15 protein-coding genes are annotated in these 14,578 nt (G+C 69.3%); 9 read left to right on the forward strand and 6 right to left on the reverse strand.

The window, feature by feature from the left end:
- Positions 1–207 precede the first annotated feature (207 nt).
- On the reverse strand, positions 208–1,512 hold the full coding sequence (locus RWO82_RS11925) for an extracellular solute-binding protein (protein ID WP_314427264.1): 1,305 nt from the start codon (positions 1,510–1,512) through the stop codon (positions 208–210).
- Positions 1,513–1,666: 154 nt separating this feature from the next.
- Here RWO82_RS11925 and RWO82_RS11930 point away from each other — a divergent pair, with 154 nt between their 5' ends.
- The 3 genes from RWO82_RS11930 to purQ all read left to right on the forward strand — a co-directional run bounded on the left by RWO82_RS11930 (position 1,667) and on the right by purQ (position 3,231).
- A complete protein-coding gene (locus RWO82_RS11930) occupies positions 1,667–2,197 on the forward strand; it encodes an adenine phosphoribosyltransferase (RefSeq protein WP_314427266.1) in 531 nt (176 codons plus the stop codon).
- 81 nt (positions 2,198–2,278) lie between these two features.
- Entirely contained in the window at positions 2,279–2,527 is a 249-nt protein-coding gene (gene purS, locus RWO82_RS11935) for a phosphoribosylformylglycinamidine synthase subunit PurS (protein WP_314427268.1), read from the forward strand.
- Complete coding sequence (purQ, locus tag RWO82_RS11940; RefSeq protein WP_053098585.1) at positions 2,524–3,231, forward strand: phosphoribosylformylglycinamidine synthase subunit PurQ; 708 nt, start codon at positions 2,524–2,526, stop codon at positions 3,229–3,231. Before purS ends, purQ begins: the two co-directional genes overlap by 4 nt.
- Before the next feature lie 116 nt (positions 3,232–3,347).
- Here purQ and RWO82_RS11945 read toward each other — a convergent pair whose 3' ends face one another.
- Both RWO82_RS11945 and RWO82_RS11950 read right to left on the reverse strand, forming a co-directional pair.
- Complete coding sequence (locus tag RWO82_RS11945) at positions 3,348–4,604, reverse strand: hypothetical protein (RefSeq protein ID WP_314427271.1); 1,257 nt, start codon at positions 4,602–4,604, stop codon at positions 3,348–3,350.
- A gap of 229 nt (positions 4,605–4,833) precedes the next feature.
- A complete protein-coding gene (locus tag RWO82_RS11950) occupies positions 4,834–5,262 on the reverse strand; it encodes a DUF1761 domain-containing protein (RefSeq protein WP_314427273.1) in 429 nt (142 codons plus the stop codon).
- A 138-nt stretch (positions 5,263–5,400) separates the two neighbouring features.
- On the opposite strand from RWO82_RS11950, the gene RWO82_RS11955 reads away from it, so the two are divergent.
- On the forward strand, positions 5,401–7,062 hold the full coding sequence (locus RWO82_RS11955) for a glycoside hydrolase family 13 protein (RefSeq protein WP_314427276.1): 1,662 nt from the start codon (positions 5,401–5,403) through the stop codon (positions 7,060–7,062).
- 113 nt (positions 7,063–7,175) lie between these two features.
- A complete protein-coding gene (locus tag RWO82_RS11960; protein ID WP_314427277.1) occupies positions 7,176–8,183 on the forward strand; it encodes a LacI family DNA-binding transcriptional regulator in 1,008 nt (335 codons plus the stop codon).
- 22 nt (positions 8,184–8,205) lie between these two features.
- Here the strand turns inward: RWO82_RS11960 and nhaA are convergent, their stop codons facing one another.
- From nhaA to RWO82_RS11975, 3 genes are all read right to left on the reverse strand, one after another.
- Entirely contained in the window at positions 8,206–9,477 is a 1,272-nt protein-coding gene (nhaA, locus tag RWO82_RS11965; RefSeq protein ID WP_314427278.1) for a Na+/H+ antiporter NhaA, read from the reverse strand.
- A 66-nt stretch (positions 9,478–9,543) separates the two neighbouring features.
- Positions 9,544–9,717 carry a hypothetical protein gene (locus tag RWO82_RS11970; protein WP_314427281.1) on the reverse strand — a complete coding sequence of 58 codons (174 nt, stop codon included), beginning with the start codon at positions 9,715–9,717 and terminating at the stop codon, positions 9,544–9,546.
- 67 nt (positions 9,718–9,784) lie between these two features.
- Entirely contained in the window at positions 9,785–10,126 is a 342-nt protein-coding gene (locus RWO82_RS11975) for a metalloregulator ArsR/SmtB family transcription factor (protein WP_314427283.1), read from the reverse strand.
- An 83-nt stretch (positions 10,127–10,209) separates the two neighbouring features.
- On the opposite strand from RWO82_RS11975, the gene RWO82_RS11980 reads away from it, so the two are divergent.
- The 4 genes from RWO82_RS11980 to RWO82_RS11995 form a co-directional block, all read left to right on the forward strand.
- The gene (locus tag RWO82_RS11980; RefSeq protein WP_314427285.1) at positions 10,210–11,508 is read left to right on the forward strand and encodes an FAD-dependent oxidoreductase; all 1,299 of its coding nucleotides are present in this window, start codon (positions 10,210–10,212) and stop codon (positions 11,506–11,508) included.
- Between the two features lie 85 nt (positions 11,509–11,593).
- On the forward strand, positions 11,594–12,571 hold the full coding sequence (trxB, locus tag RWO82_RS11985; protein WP_314427287.1) for a thioredoxin-disulfide reductase: 978 nt from the start codon (positions 11,594–11,596) through the stop codon (positions 12,569–12,571).
- Positions 12,568–13,686 (forward strand): ACR3 family arsenite efflux transporter, encoded by a 1,119-nt coding sequence (gene arsB / locus RWO82_RS11990; RefSeq protein WP_314427290.1) that lies wholly within the window; start codon positions 12,568–12,570, stop codon positions 13,684–13,686. Before trxB ends, arsB begins: the two co-directional genes overlap by 4 nt.
- Positions 13,683–14,578 (forward strand): metalloregulator ArsR/SmtB family transcription factor (locus RWO82_RS11995; RefSeq protein ID WP_314427293.1); only part of this gene is annotated, 896 nt, incomplete at its 3' end. The genes arsB and RWO82_RS11995, both read left to right, overlap by 4 nt.

Here is a 14,578-nt window from a genome sequence, read left to right on the forward strand (position 1 = left end):
GAGCGAGGAGCGAAGCACCGTCCCCCGGTCGTTGAGCGAGGAGCGAAGCACCGAGACGAAACGTGGTGACCGCGTTTCGACTCAGGCGACTTCGTCGTCTTCGCTCAACGACCGGATGTGTCCCGCCCCCCGGTCGTTGAGCGAGGAGCGAAGCACCGAGACGAAACGCGGTGACCGTCTTCGCTCGACGACCGAGAAGGGTCGGGGTCAGTCGACCAGCTCGTTCAGGAGCTCGACCGCAGCATCCCAGGCGCCCTGGGTGTCGGTCTCGCCGCGGTCGAGGCCGCTGAGGGCCGGACCGAAGACGTTCTCCTGGATCACCGAGTCGTCAGCGCCCTTGAACTGGGCGACGACTCCCTTGGCGCGCTCGGCGAGGATCGCGCCGGTGGGCGCATCGTTGAAGAACTCGTTCGGAGTGGCTTCCGACGCGAGCGTCTCCTGCGCGCCGATCGTCGACGGGAAGTTGCCCGCCGCAGCGGACTGCTCGACCTGCTGCTCGGGCTGGGTCAGCCAGTCGGCGAGCTTCGCCGCCTCTTCCTTGTGCTGCGAGCTCTCGGGGATCGAGAGGAACGCGCCGCCCCAGTTGGCTGCGCCGCCCGGGAAGACGTCGGCGAAGTCCCATCCGGTGGAGGCGTCGCCGCCGCCGGCCTCGACCTGGCCCTGCACGACTCCGAGCATCCAGCCCGGGCAGACGAACGTCGCGAACGTGCCGTCGACGAACGACTTGCCGCCGTTCCAGTCCCACGCGGTCTGCGCGGCGGACTGGCCACCCTCGGTGGCTGCGCCGAGCAGCTCGAAGCGCTCCTTGAGCTCTGCGTTGTCCTCGACGTTCAGCTCGCCGTCGGAGGTGTAGTACCCCTCCTCGAGCTGGTTGACCATGGCGTTCCAGACGAATCCGGAGTGGTCGTACCAGGCCTTGCCGGTCTTCGCCGTGTACTCCGCGCCCACCGCGAAGTAGTTCTCCCAGTCGCCGTCCAGCAGCTCGGCGACCGACTCGCGGTCGCTCGGCAGGCCGGCGGCCTCGAAGGCCGCGCCGTTGTAGCAGATGCCGCTCGGGCCGATGTCGGTGCCGTATCCGATGACACGTCCTTCGGCATCCGTCGCCTGTCCGTACTTCCAGTCGACCCAGTCGTCCTTGCGGTCCTCGATGCCGTAGTCGCGCAGGTCGACGAAGGTGTCGGAGACGTCCATGATGGCGCCGAGCCATCCCTCTTCGATCGCGACGACGTCGCTGAGCCCCGAGCCCGCGGCGATCTTCGTGAACGCGTCGGTGCGGGCGTTGCCGCCGGTGTCGATGTTGGTCGCCTCGATCGTGACGTTCGGGTTCGCCTTCTCGTACTCGTCGTAGAGGTCGTCGTATCCGAAGGTGCCGAAGGTGGTGACGGTCAGGGTGACCTTCTCGTCGCCCCCCTCGGCGTCGCCGCCACCGGCGGCACAGCCGGCGAGGGCCAGAGCGGAGACGGATGCGACGGCTGCTGTCGTCAGGATCCGCGTGCGGGCACGTGTGTTCACAGTTCACTCCTTTGTGGTGGGTCGTGCGGTGTGGTGCGGGTGATGCGTCGGGCACTGCGTCGAAGCGTTCATGGGAGCGCTCCCACGCACTGGAGACCGACTTTATGGGAGCGCTCCCACGAATGTCAACCCCGCACTGGCGTACCCTTGACCGGTGCCCGACACCGAACTCTCCCCCGCTCTCGTCCGCGCCGAATCGCTGATCCGCAGCATCCCGGACTACCCCGAGGCGGGGATCATCTTCCGCGACATCACGCCGCTCCTCGCCGACGCCGAAGCCCTGAAGGCCACGACCGACGCGATCGTCGCCCCCTTCGCCGGCCAGTTCGACGTGGTCGCGGGCATCGAGGCGCGCGGCTTCATCCTCGCCGGGGCGGCCGCGATCGCCGCAGGCGTGGGACTCATCCCGATCCGCAAGGCCGGCAAGCTGCCCCGCCCCGCGGCATCCGTCGACTACGCCCTCGAGTACGGCACCGCGACCATCGAAATGCACGACGACCTGCCCGAGGGCTCCCGCGTGCTGCTGATCGACGACGTGCTCGCCACGGGCGGCACGCTCGCGGCAGGTCGTGAGCTCGTCGAACGCCTCGGCAGCCACGTCGTCGGCATCTCGGTGCTGTTCGAGATCGACGGCCTGGGCGGCCGTGACGCGATCGGCGACCTGCACACCGTCTTCCACGCGTGAGCCTCGTCGGCACGGGAATCGAGCGGGTCCCGAGCCGGTAGACTGGTCGCGCCCGTCCGCCCGCGACTTCCGGAGCCGTTCATGCCCACCATCGTCGTCGACGTCATGCCCAAGCCCGAACTGCTCGACCCTCAGGGGAAGGCCGTGTCCGGCGCATTCTCTCGTCTGGGCGTCGAGGGCTTCTCCGATGTCCGCATCGGCAAGCGCTTCGAACTCACCGTCGAGGGAGAGGTCACCGACGAGATCCTCGCCGAGGCCCGTCGGCTCGCCGACGAGGTGCTCTCCAACTCCGTGATCGAAGACGTCGTGGGCATCGAGGTGGCTGAGTGACCACGCGCATCGGCGTCATCACCTTCCCCGGTTCGCTCGACGACCGCGACGCGCAGCGCGCCGTGCGCATCGCCGGCGCCGAGCCCGTCGCTCTCTGGCACGGCTCGCACGACCTCGAGGGCGTCGACGCCCTCGTGCTGCCCGGTGGCTTCAGCTACGGCGACTACCTGCGCGCCGGAGCCATCGCCGCTCTGTCGCCGATCATGGCCGAGGTCAAGGATGCCGCAGCCAAGGGCATGCCGATCCTGGGCATCTGCAACGGCTTCCAGATGCTCGTCGAGGCGCACCTGCTGCCCGGCGGCCTGATCCGCAACGACCACCAGCACTTCGTGCGTCGCGACCAGAAGCTCATCGTCGAGAACTCCGACACGGCGTGGACCAACAGGTTCCGCACGGGCCAGGAGATCACGATCCCGCTGAAGAACGCCGACGGCGGATACATCGCAGACGAGGAGACGCTCGACCGTCTCGAGGGCGAGAACCTCGTCGCGTTCCGCTACGCGGGCGTGAACCCCAACGGATCGTTGCGCGACATCGCCGGCCTCACGAACGAGGCGGGCAACGTCGTCGGACTCATGCCGCACCCCGAGCACGCCACCGAGGCGGGCTTCGGCCCCGACACCTCGGCCGCCATGCGTTCGGGCATCGACGGCGTCGACTTCTTCACCAGCGCGATCGCCGCCGTCGCCCGCGTCGCCGCCTAACCGCCGCACGGGGCCGATCTTTTCGGACCCCCTCCTCCAGCTTTCGAATCGCGCACTTTGCAGATTTTCGGTCCGGCAATCTGCAAAGTGCGCGATTCGAATGCAGGGGGCGCGTCTCAGTCGGCCGGAAGGGTGAAGGGGTTGTCGCCAGCGGCGGCGAGGAGGTACCAGGCCGTCGCGCCGGTGTGCAGGCTGGCGTAGTACAGGTCGCCGAACCCCGAGTCGAGTCCGTCCGTCGACGTCGCGACGATGCCCTTGCCGTCGCCGTTCGCGGCATCGCGCTGACCGAGGCGGATGCTGTCGAGCAGCGCCTCGGCGCGGTCCGCGTCACCGGCGGCGCCCCTGAGCTTGAGCGCGAGCGCCAGGTGACCGCTCCCCTCGAACCAGACCTTCGACGTGTCGACGTGACTGATCGAGGGACCGGTGTACGGGCCGTCGGTCGCCATCAGGTTCGCGAGGGCCCAGTCGACGGATGCGCCGTAGCGCGGGTCGCCCGTGCCGAGCAGCGTCCAGGTCTGGGCGTCGAGCGGCACGGGATACGTGTTCACGGTCGACCCGTCGAGCAGCGTGCCCGTGTCGACGTGGCCGTCGGCGCTCTGCATCGCCGCCACGAAGGCCGAGGCGACGGACGCGCGTTCCGCCCACAGGGGGTCGCCCGTCAGCTGGGCCAGCTGCGTGAAGAACCCGGCGATGTCGGTGTTGTGCTCGGTCGACTTCCACTCCAGCCACGAGCCGTCCTCGAGCTGTCCCCCGGTGTAGCCGAACGGTGCGCGCGCCATGTCGGCCGTGTTCGTCTGGATCCACTCCGCGATCCGCAGCGCTCCGTCGAGGTACTTCTGCTCGCCCGTGACGTGGAAGAGCCGCGCGAGGGCCATGCCCGTCCAGGCCTGGTTGCCTGTGAACGTGCCGGGCCCGGTGATCTCGACGCGCCCCTGGCGGATGCCGTGCGGCTCGTACGACGTGCGCACCCGGCCGTCTCCGATCGGATCGCCGGCCTGCACGAAGAGCAGCGTGTCGCCGACGGCCTGCGCCCGACGGATGTCGTCGGGGAGCCCGCGGGCCGTGTATGCGATCACGACGAGGGCGTCGTCGTACACGAACGAGGGCGTGAAGTCCCATGTCGGCAGGTCGGTGAAGAAGCCGCCCTGGTAGCTGCGCGGAAGGCAGTGCCCGGCGCCGTCGCAGAACTCGTCGACGCGCGCGTCGAGGAACTCGTAGGCCAGAGTGACCGACAGGCTCGGGTCGGGGGCGGCGGTCGACTCCTGGGTGGGGGCGTCACCGGATGCGGCGGTCGTCGCCCCTGCCACCAGCGCGGCGGCGAGGAACACCGCCGCGACCGTCCATGGTGCAGAAAGGCGCGATGGACCCGACATCAGTACCCCCTCGGTCAGAACCGCGGTGCGAGTGCACGAACCGCAGGCGACCAGGAGGTCACGTGAAAAATGCTGACATACCAGGAAGTCCAGGCGGAAGGCCCGAAGGTCTAGTCTTTCGTCCGCCCCGGCGTGTCGCACCGGGCGCAGGACCGCCGCAGGGCTCGGGCCGATCGCGGACCCCCCGCGCCAGGTCGGCGCACCCAGGGTCGGCCTACCCCAGGGCGGCCTAGCCGAGTGCCGGCGGCCACACCCCGATGAGCACCGCCATGACCACGATCGTCACGAGCTCGTGCGCGATGTTCATGGTGGTCAGCGCGGTCGGGCGCCCCTCGAAGGCATCGTGCGTGATGAATCGGGCGGCCGTGAATCCCGCCCACAGCAGCACCCCGGTGACGACCGCGGCCCAGAAGAACGAGCCGTCGTAGAAATGCCACGCGATCGCAGACGCTCCGGCGAGCACCCACGCCGTCGCGAAGCTCACGATCACGGTGGTGATGATCGCCATCGTCGCGCTCGATCCCGGGCGGTCCATGTCGACGTTCGCCAGCTTCGACCAGCGCGTGCCGAAGACCTTCGGGGCGTACCAGATCGAGCCGACGATCATGCTCGAGGCGGTCGCCAGCAGGACGGCCCAGTAGTTGATCTCGGGAACCATGACAGCCTCCAGTGCTCGGATGCCTGAAGCATACTCGCGGGCTGCAAGCCACCGATGAGCGGCGCGAAACATCACAACGCCGAATCGATTCGATGCTCTCCCTGGCAATCATGTAAGCGTTTGCACTAGCCTGTTGCCATGGCACAGCTTGAACAGATCGCAGCCCCCGGTTCCGAGTGGTGGCGCAGCGCGGTCATCTACCAGATCTACCCCCGCTCGTTCGCCGACGCCTCGGGCGACGGCATCGGCGACCTGCCCGGCATCACCAGCCGGCTCGACTCCCTGAAGGAGCTCGGCGTCGATGCGATCTGGCTGAGCCCGTTCATGACGAGTCCGCAGCGCGATGCCGGCTACGACGTCGCCGACTACCGCGACGTCGACCCGCTCTTCGGCACCCTCGACGACTTCGACACGATGCTCGATGCGGCTCATGCCCGCGGCATCCGCGTCGTGGTCGACCTGGTCCCGAACCACTCCTCGGCCCAGCACGCCTGGTTCCAGGAGGCGCTGAAGGCCGCCCCCGGCAGCCCCGAGCGCGCGCGCTACATCTTCCGCGACGGCAAGGGCGAGAACGGCGAACTGCCGCCGAACAACTGGGAGTCCGTCTTCGGCGGCGGCATGTGGGAGCGGATCACCGAGGCCGACGGCACCCCGGGCCAGTGGTACCTGCACATCTTCGACCCCACGCAGCCGGACTTCGACTGGAACAACGAAGAGGTGCGCGAGGAGTTCCGCTCGATCCTGCGCTTCTGGCTCGACCGCGGCGTCGACGGCTTCCGCGTCGACGTGGCCCACGGCATGATCAAGGCCGAGGGGCTTCCCGACTACACTCCCCCGGCCGATGCCGATTCGATGGGCGGCGGCGAGGCGAACGTGCCGTACTGGGGCCAGGACGGCGTGCACGACATCTACCGCGACTGGCACAAGGTGCTCGCCGAGTACGACGGCGATCGTGCGCTGTGCGGCGAGGCCTGGATGCCGACGCTGAAGCAGACCGCCCTGTGGGTGCGTCCCGACGAGATGCACCAGACCTTCAACTTCCCCTACCTCATGACGGAGTGGGACGCCACGGCGCTGCGCGACGTCATCCGCGAGTCGCTCGACGCGTTCGGCGCTGTGGGCGCCCCGAGCACCTGGGTGCTGTCGAACCACGACGTCGTGCGCCACGCCTCACGTCTGGCCCTCACCGAGGAGAACCCCCAGGGCGAGGGCATCGGCCCGAACACGCCCAACAAGCCCGACACCGCGATCGGCCTCGCCCGGGCTCGCGCCGCCACGACCGTGATGCTCGCGCTGCCCGGATCCGCCTACCTGTACCAGGGTGAGGAGCTCGGTCTGCCGGAGGCCATGGAGATCCCCGACGCGTTCCGCCAGGACCCGACCTGGTTCCGCACGAACGGCGAGCGCTACGGGCGAGACGGATGCCGCGTGCCGCTGCCGTGGGAGGCGGACGCTCCGGCGTTCGGCTTCAACGAGACCGGCGCCTCGTGGCTGCCGCAGCCCGCTGACTGGGCGTCGTACGCACGCGAGGTCGAGGAGGCCGACGAGACGTCGACGCTCTCGCTGTACAAGCACCTGCTCGCCGGTCGTCGTGAGCACGACTTCGGCAGCGGATCTCTCGTATGGGAAGACGCGGGAGAGCACGCGGTCGCGTTCCGTCGCGGTGCGGTGCACGTGCTCGCGAACCTCGGCACGACGCCGCTCGAGCTGCCCGCAGGTGCCGAGGTGATCGTCGCCAGCCAGCCTTTCGAGGGCACTGCGCTGCCGGTCGACACCGCCGTCTGGTACACCACGGCCTGACGCCCGACGTATTCTGACGAGACCCCGCTTTCTGCACGAGACCCCCGCTCTGACGGTGGGTGTCGCCGCAGAGGCGGGGTCTCGCACTCCCCACACCTTCTGAGAGGACCCCCATGGCGAGCATCGATGAGGTCGCCCGTCTCGCCGGCGTCTCGACCGCCACCGTGTCGCGCGCGCTGAGCGGCCGAGGGCATGTGTCGGAGTCAGCGCGTCGCCGCGTGCAGGAGGCCGCATCGGCGCTCGGTTACGTCGTGTCGTCTCGCGCATCGAGCCTCGCCTCCGGCCGCACCCGCAACATCGGCGTCGTGGTGCCGTTCCTCGACCGCTGGTTCTTCAGCACCGTGCTGTCGGGGGTGTCGTCCGCGCTGATGCGCGAGGGCTACGACATCACCCTCTACAACATCACCGCCGACAAGGATGTGCGTCGGCACGTGTTCGACACGTTCCTACGGCGGCAGCGCGTGGATGCCGTCATCGCGGTGTCGATCGAGCTCGACGACGACGAGACCCAGTATCTGCTCGACCTGGGGCTGCCGGTGATCGCGATCGGCGGGCCCAACCCGAAGCTCGACACTCTCACGGTCGACGACGTCACGGTCGCCCAGCTCGCGACCGAGCACCTGATCGGTCTCGGTCATCGCGACATCGCACACATCGGCGCGAACCCCGAGTTCGACATGGACTTCCACATCCCCACCAATCGCCGACTCGGATTCGAGAAGGCTCTGGCGACCGCCGGGATCCCCCTGAACCCCGCGTTCCTCGAGCCCGCCGACTTCACGGTCGAGGGCGGCTACCGCGCGGCGAAGCAGCTGCTGGGCCGCCCGGGCCCGCGGCCGACCGCCGTGTTCGCGGCATCCGATGAGATGGCGATCGGCGCGATCCTCGCCGCGCGCGATCTCGGCTACGCCGTGCCCGGTGACCTCTCGGTCGTCGGCATCGACGGTCACGAGCTCGGCGAGTTCTTCCGTCTCACGACCGTCGACCAGTTCCCTCTAGGTCAGGGCGAACGAGCAGCGGATGCCGTGCTCGCGAAGCTCGCCGACGGCGAGGCCGCGGGCATCCCCGCAGAACTCCCCTACGAGCTGAACGTACGCGGCACGACCGCACGACTGGTCTGACCCCCGGGCCGGACCGGTCGCGTCAGGAGCCGAGCTGCGATCGACGCACCGCGGCGTTCCGCTGCGCGAGGATGCCGCCGCCGATGATCGCCGCGATGAGCGAGCCGAGCAGCACTCCGATCTTGACGTGTTCGTCGGCGACCGAGCTCGCGCCGTAGGCCAGCTCCCCGACCAGCAGCGACACCGTGAACCCGATGCCTGCGAGGAAGGACATTCCGATCAGGTCGGGCCACCGCAGCGACTCGTCCAGTCGCAGCCCCCGCACGCGGCTGAGCAGGAACGTGGTGACGAGGATGCCGATGGGCTTGCCGACGACGAGCCCCACGATGATGCCGATCGTGATCGGATCGGTGAGCGCAGAGGCGAGGCCGTCGATGCCGCCGATCGTGACCCCCGCCGCGAAGAACGCGAAGACGGGCACCGCGAACAGCGTCGCCACGACACCCCAGCGGTCGGCGAAGTGCGGGGCCATGCCGTCGTACACAGGCTCACCGTCGGCATCCGCGCCCGTGCGGACCCGTGCGCGCTCGGTGGGGACCACCGGCACGACGAAGCCGAGCAGCACGCCGGCGACGGTCGCGTGCACACCGGCGGCGTGGATGCAGACCCACACCGCGACCGCGAGCGGCAGCAGTATCCACCATGCGCGCACTCCCCGCTGCACGAGGAACGCGAATCCGGCCAGAGGGAGCAGGGCGAGGGCGAGCCACGGGAAGCTGATCGTGTCGGTGTAGAACGTCGCGATGATCGTGATCGCGATGAGGTCGTCGATGATCGCGAGCGTCAAGAGGAACACGCGGAGCGCCGGCGGAAGGAATCTGCCGACGACGGCGATCACGGCGACCGCGAAGGCGATGTCGGTGGCGGTGGGGATGGCCCAGCCGCGCAGCACATCCGCCCCGCTGCCGAGGTTGATCAGCACGAAGATCAGCGCGGGGACGACGACACCTCCGACCGCCGCAGCCACAGGGAGCGCCGCCGCTCGCGGATCCCGCAGTCGGCCGGTCACGAACTCCTCCTTCAGCTCGAGCCCCACGACGAAGAAGAAGATCGCCAGCAGCCCGTCGGCCGCCCAGGCGCCGACGCTGAGATCGAGGTGCAGCTCGGGGATGCCGAAGGTGAAGTCCCGGACGGACTCGTACCATCCCACGGCAGAGGTGTTGGCGAGGATCAGCGCGGCGACGGTGGCCGCCAGCAGGAGGGATCCGCCGAGCACGTCGCTGCGGGCGTTCGAGCGGATGCCGCGCCACAGCTCGTGCGGAGCCAGGCGGAAACGGGAAGGAGAAACGGACATGGGAAGACCTCACGCGAAGAGAAGGGGTGGGTGACGCGGAAGACCACACCCCGTGCGAGGCGCGGTCTAGCGGCGTGGCGGCGGGCAGCCGGCGATCTCACCGTGCGAGAGGGTGCCCCAGACGCTGGTCCAGCCGTTCGTCCCCGGGTGCATGACGACGCGCATCGATTTCCTCATCGGGGTCGACGACCGCAGCTCATGCGGGGCGCGCGCCGAGGCGGCGATGAGGGATGCGGGCACGCCCTCAGCCTATCGGGCTGGGCTCATACGCGGCTGAGGACAGATCGGGCCGCGTACATCGAGCGCGTCACACCGCCCGCAGAGCCTCGCCGACGGCATCCAGCGTCTCGGTGTTCACCGAGAAGTACGCCCACTTCCCGCGCTGCTCCCGTGTGACGAGTCCGGCGTCGGCGAGCAGCTTCATGTGATGTGAGACAGTGCCCTGAGAGAGGCCGACCGGTTCGGTGAGATCGCAGATGCACGCCTCTCCCCCTTCGCCCGCGGCGATCAGCGAGAGAAGGCGGACCCGCGTGGGATCCCCGAGCGCCTTGAATACCCGCGCTGCGCGTTCGGCGTCGTCGACGGTGAGCGCCGAGGTGACGCGCGGCACGCAGCAGCTCGTCGTATCGATGGTCGCAGGAAGGGTCACGTCGACAGTCTCTCACGTATTGACAATCTTCGATAGGTGCGCGATGGTCGTCATATCGAACTTCATCGATCTGAGGAGATGTCATGTCCGAGCTTCCCGTCGTGATCATCGGAGCCGGCCCGCAGGGGCTCGCCGCCGCGGCGCACCTCGTCGAACGCGGCGAACACGTCCTGGTGCTGGAGCGCGGGGATGCCGCCGCGTCTGCGGTCTCCGCCTGGGGGCACGTGCGCCTGTTCTCGGCATGGCCCGAGCTGACGGACGCCGCCGCACGACGCCTGCTCGAACCCACCGGGTGGAGCGCTCCCGCGTCGGGGTATCCGACGGGAGCGCAGTGGGTGAGCGAGTACCTGGCCCCGCTGGCGGATGCACTGGGTGGGCGGATCCGCGTCGGCACGACCGTCACCGGGGTCGCCCGACAGGGGCGCGACAAGGTCGTCGACGCGGGGCGCAGGAGTCAGCCCTTCGTCGTGCACACCGTCGACGCGGACGGCACGGAATCCCGGTTGCTCGCTCGTGCCGTGATCGACGCGAGCGGCACCTGGAGCCTTCCCAACCCCGCGGGAGCCGACGGTTTCGCCGCACTCGGCGAGACGGCTGCCTCCGATCTCGTCTCGTACCGCATCCCCGCCGATGTGGCGGACCTCGCCGGTTCGCACGTCGTCGTCGTGGGAGCAGGGCACTCCGCCACGCACACCGTGCTGCGCCTGAGCGAACTGGCGCGCCGGTCGCCGGGCACGCGTGTGACCTGGCTGCTGCGTCGAGGGAGCGCGGTGAACGTCTTCGGCGGCGGAGCCGGAGACGAGCTCCCCGAACGCGCGGCACTCGGATCGCGCGCACGCAAGGTCATCGACGACGGCGTCGTCGAGCTGGTGACCGGGTTCCGCGTCGCCGAGCTCCGCCAGCACGCGGGCGGACTGACGATCGTCGCCGAGGACGGCCGCGAGGTCACCGGCGTCGCGCACGTGTTCGCGCTCACCGGCTTCCGCCCGGACACCGGGATGCTGCGCGAACTCCGCATCGACCTCGACCCCGCCCTCGAGGCCGTCGCCGGCATCGCCGCCGAGATCGATCCGAACATCCACTCGTGCGGTTCCGTGAGCGCGACCGGCGCTCGACAGCTCGCCCAGCCCGAGCAGGGACTCTTCATCGTCGGCGCGAAGTCGTACGGTCGCGCGCCCACGTTCCTCGCGCTCACCGGATACGAGCAGGTGCGCAGCGTCGCGGCGCACCTGGCCGGCGACCACGAGGCCGCTTCTCGTAACGAGCTCGCGCTGCCCGACACCGGCGTGTGCGGAGGCTCGGGAGAATTCGACGAGGCTGCGGGATGCTGTGCGGCGCCGAGCGTTCTCCAGATCGGCGCTCGCCCGATCGCCGTCGGCTGAGCGCGAACGTGGCCGCGAGGTGACGGCCGGGTGAACATCGGCGGCGAGGCTTGCACCCGATATCGATGAATGTCAATATAGACACATGTCGATTCAAGAGGTTGAGCTGATCATCATCGGGTCAGGCCCCGCCGGGTACACGGCGGCCGTCTACGCAGCCCGCGCGGGACTCGAGCCCGTGGTCATCGCCGGGTCCGTGACTGCCGGCGGCGCACTCATGACGACGACCGAGGTCGAGAACTTCCCCGGATTCGTCGACGGCGTGCAGGGGCCGGAGCTGATGGAGTCGATGCGCGCGCAGGCCGAGCGCTTCGGCGCGCGGATCCTGCTCGACGACGCCGTCTCGGTCGACCTCGACGGAGCGATCAAGACGGTCCAGACCGGCGCGGGCGAGACCTACCGTGCTCGAGCCGTCATCCTGACCATGGGCTCCGCCTACCGCACGCTCGGCATCGCCGACGAGGAGCGGCTCACCGGCCACGGGGTCTCCTGGTGCGCGACCTGCGACGGCTTCTTCTTCCGCGACCAGGAGATCATCGTCGTGGGCGGCGGCGACTCCGCCATGGAGGAGGCGCTGTTCCTCACCCGTTTCGCGTCGAAGGTGACGATCGTGCACCGCCGCGACGAGTTCCGTGCGTCGAAGATCATGGCGCAGCGGGTGCTCGACCACCCGAAGATCGAGGTCGCGTGGAACAGCGAGGTCACCCGGTTCATCGGCTCCGAGAAGGTCGAAGCGGTCACACTGCGGGACACGCTCACAGGCGGCGAGCGCGATCTCGCCGCGACAGGCGTGTTCGTCGCGATCGGCCATGACCCGCGCTCCGAGCTCGTCGCGGGGGTGATCGAGACCGACGCCGACGGATACGTGCTCGTCGATCACCCGTCCACCCGCACCAACCTCGCAGGAGTCTTCGCCGCCGGCGACCTGGTCGACCACACCTATCGCCAGGCGATCACCGCCGCGGGCACCGGCTGCGCTGCGGCGCAGGACGCCCAGCACTATCTCGCCGCTCTCGATGAGGTGCTGCCTGTCTCCGTCACGGCAGAGGAGGTCTACGCGTGAGCACCGCGACAGCCCCCACCGCGACGGCTGCGCCCGCCTCGCGCCGCCTGTCGACCCTGGACCGGTGGCTGCCGCTGTGGATCGGCCTGGCGATGGTCGGTGGCATCGTGATCGGCCGATTCATCCCCGGCGTCTCCCCCCTGCTCGCCGGGCTGGAGGTCGGAGGGATCTCGATTCCGATCGCCCTGGGTCTGCTGGTGATGATGTACCCGGTGCTGGCGAAGGTCCGCTACGACAGGGTCGCCGCCGTCACCGGAGACAAGAAGCTGCTGATCTCGTCGCTGGTGCTCAACTGGCTCATCGGCCCGGCGCTGATGTTCGCCCTCGCGTGGACGTTCCTGCCCGACCTGCCCGAGTACCGCACGGGACTCATCATCGTCGGGCTCGCACGCTGCATCGCCATGGTCGTGATCTGGAACGACCTCGCCTGCGGCGACCGCGAAGCGGCGGCTGTCCTCGTCGCCCTCAACTCGGTCTTCCAGGTCATCGCCTTCTCTCTGCTCGGCTGGTTCTACCTCACGGTGCTGCCCGGCTGGCTCGGTCTCGACGCGCAGGGGCTCGACGTCTCCGTCGGGCAGATCGCGGTCAACGTGCTGATCTTCCTCGGCATCCCCCTCCTCGCCGGGTTCGCCTCGCGCTTCATCGGGGAACGCACGAAGGGGCGCGACTGGTACGAAGACAGGTTCCTCCCCCGGATCGGACCCTGGGCGCTCTACGGACTCCTGTTCACGATCGCGCTGCTCTTCGCACTGCAGGGAGAACAGGTCACGAGCCGCCCGTGGGACGTCGCCCGCATCGCGCTCCCGCTGCTCGCCTACTTCGCGATCATGTGGTTCATCGGCCTCTTCACCGGCAAGGCCCTCGGCCTCGGCTACGCGCGATCGTCGACACTCGCGTTCACGGCGGCCGGCAACAACTTCGAACTCGCCATCGCGGTGGCCATCGGAACCTTCGGCGCGACCTCGGGCCAGGCGCTGGCCGGAGTCGTCGGGCCGCTGATCGAGGTGCCGGTGCTCGTCGGGCTCGTCTACGTCTCGCTCTGGGCGGCCCGCCGCTGGTTCCACACCGACCCGTTCACCCCAGAGCCCCGCACGGTCGAGAGGACGCGATCATGAATGTCACCCTCACGGCTGCAGGCGACACCTGCAGCCCCGTCGCCACACACGCGATCGGCGTGGAGGCCGCCGCATCGGTCGCTTCCACACTCAAGGCCCTGTCGGATCCCCTCCGACTGCGGATGCTCTCTGCCATCGCCTCCGACCCGCGCGGCGAATCCTGCGTCTGCGACCTCGCCGAGCTCGCCGACGTGTCGCAGCCGACCGTGTCGCACCACCTCAAGGTGCTCAAGGACGTCGATGTCCTCACCTCCGAGCGACGCGGCACCTGGGTCTGGTACCGGATCAACCCGCGGCGCCGTGGAGCCGTCACGGCTCTTCTCGACTCCTTCGCGCCCGCCACGGTCGCGGAGCCCGAAGACGACGGCACCGCCGACGCCGGCCTGCGCCCGGACTTCGATGCCCGCGTGACGCGTCTCGCCGAGGAACTCGCCGCCGAGGTGCCCGAACTCGATCGGGATGTGGTGCTCTCGGTCGTCCGCGAGTCGTACACCTCTCTCGCCCGCTCGGCCCGCGTGACCTCGTCGCTCGTCCCCCTCACGGAGCGTTTCGCCCGTCAGCGTCTCGCCGACCTCACTCGCGACCGCGATGCGTCGATCCCGCAGGTGCTGTTCGTGTGCGTGGCCAATGCCGGGCGTTCCCAGCTCGCCGCAGCGCTCGTCAACCAGCTCGCCGGCGGCTCGGTCGTCGCGCGCTCGGCCGGCTCGAGCCCTGCCGACGTCATCCACCCGCACGTCCGATCGATCCTCGCCGAGATCGAGGGAGACGCGGCGTCCGAGCGCTTCCCGAAGCCGCTCACCGACGACGCCGTGCGCGCGGCCGACGTCGTGATCACCATGGGCTGCGGCGACGTCTGCCCGATCATCCCCGGTGTGCGCTATGACGACTGGGC

Source organism: uncultured Microbacterium sp., from assembly GCF_963521645.1.
Classification (GTDB): Bacteria; Actinomycetota; Actinomycetes; order Actinomycetales; family Microbacteriaceae; genus Microbacterium.

Excerpts from the sequence above, each read along its gene's own strand:
- purS (WP_314427268.1), top strand. The coding sequence starts at position 2,279 with ATGCCCACCATCGTCGTCGACGTCATGCCCAAGCCCGAACTGCTCGAC.
- RWO82_RS11945 (WP_314427271.1), bottom strand. The coding sequence starts at position 4,604 with ATGTCGGGTCCATCGCGCCTTTCTGCACCATGGACGGTCGCGGCGGTG.
- RWO82_RS11950 (WP_314427273.1), bottom strand. The coding sequence starts at position 5,262 with ATGGTTCCCGAGATCAACTACTGGGCCGTCCTGCTGGCGACCGCCTCG.
- RWO82_RS11955 (WP_314427276.1), top strand. The coding sequence starts at position 5,401 with ATGGCACAGCTTGAACAGATCGCAGCCCCCGGTTCCGAGTGGTGGCGC.
- RWO82_RS11960 (WP_314427277.1), top strand. The coding sequence starts at position 7,176 with ATGGCGAGCATCGATGAGGTCGCCCGTCTCGCCGGCGTCTCGACCGCC.
- nhaA (WP_314427278.1), bottom strand. The coding sequence starts at position 9,477 with ATGTCCGTTTCTCCTTCCCGTTTCCGCCTGGCTCCGCACGAGCTGTGG.
- RWO82_RS11980 (WP_314427285.1), top strand. The coding sequence starts at position 10,210 with ATGTCCGAGCTTCCCGTCGTGATCATCGGAGCCGGCCCGCAGGGGCTC.
- trxB (WP_314427287.1), top strand. The coding sequence starts at position 11,594 with ATGTCGATTCAAGAGGTTGAGCTGATCATCATCGGGTCAGGCCCCGCC.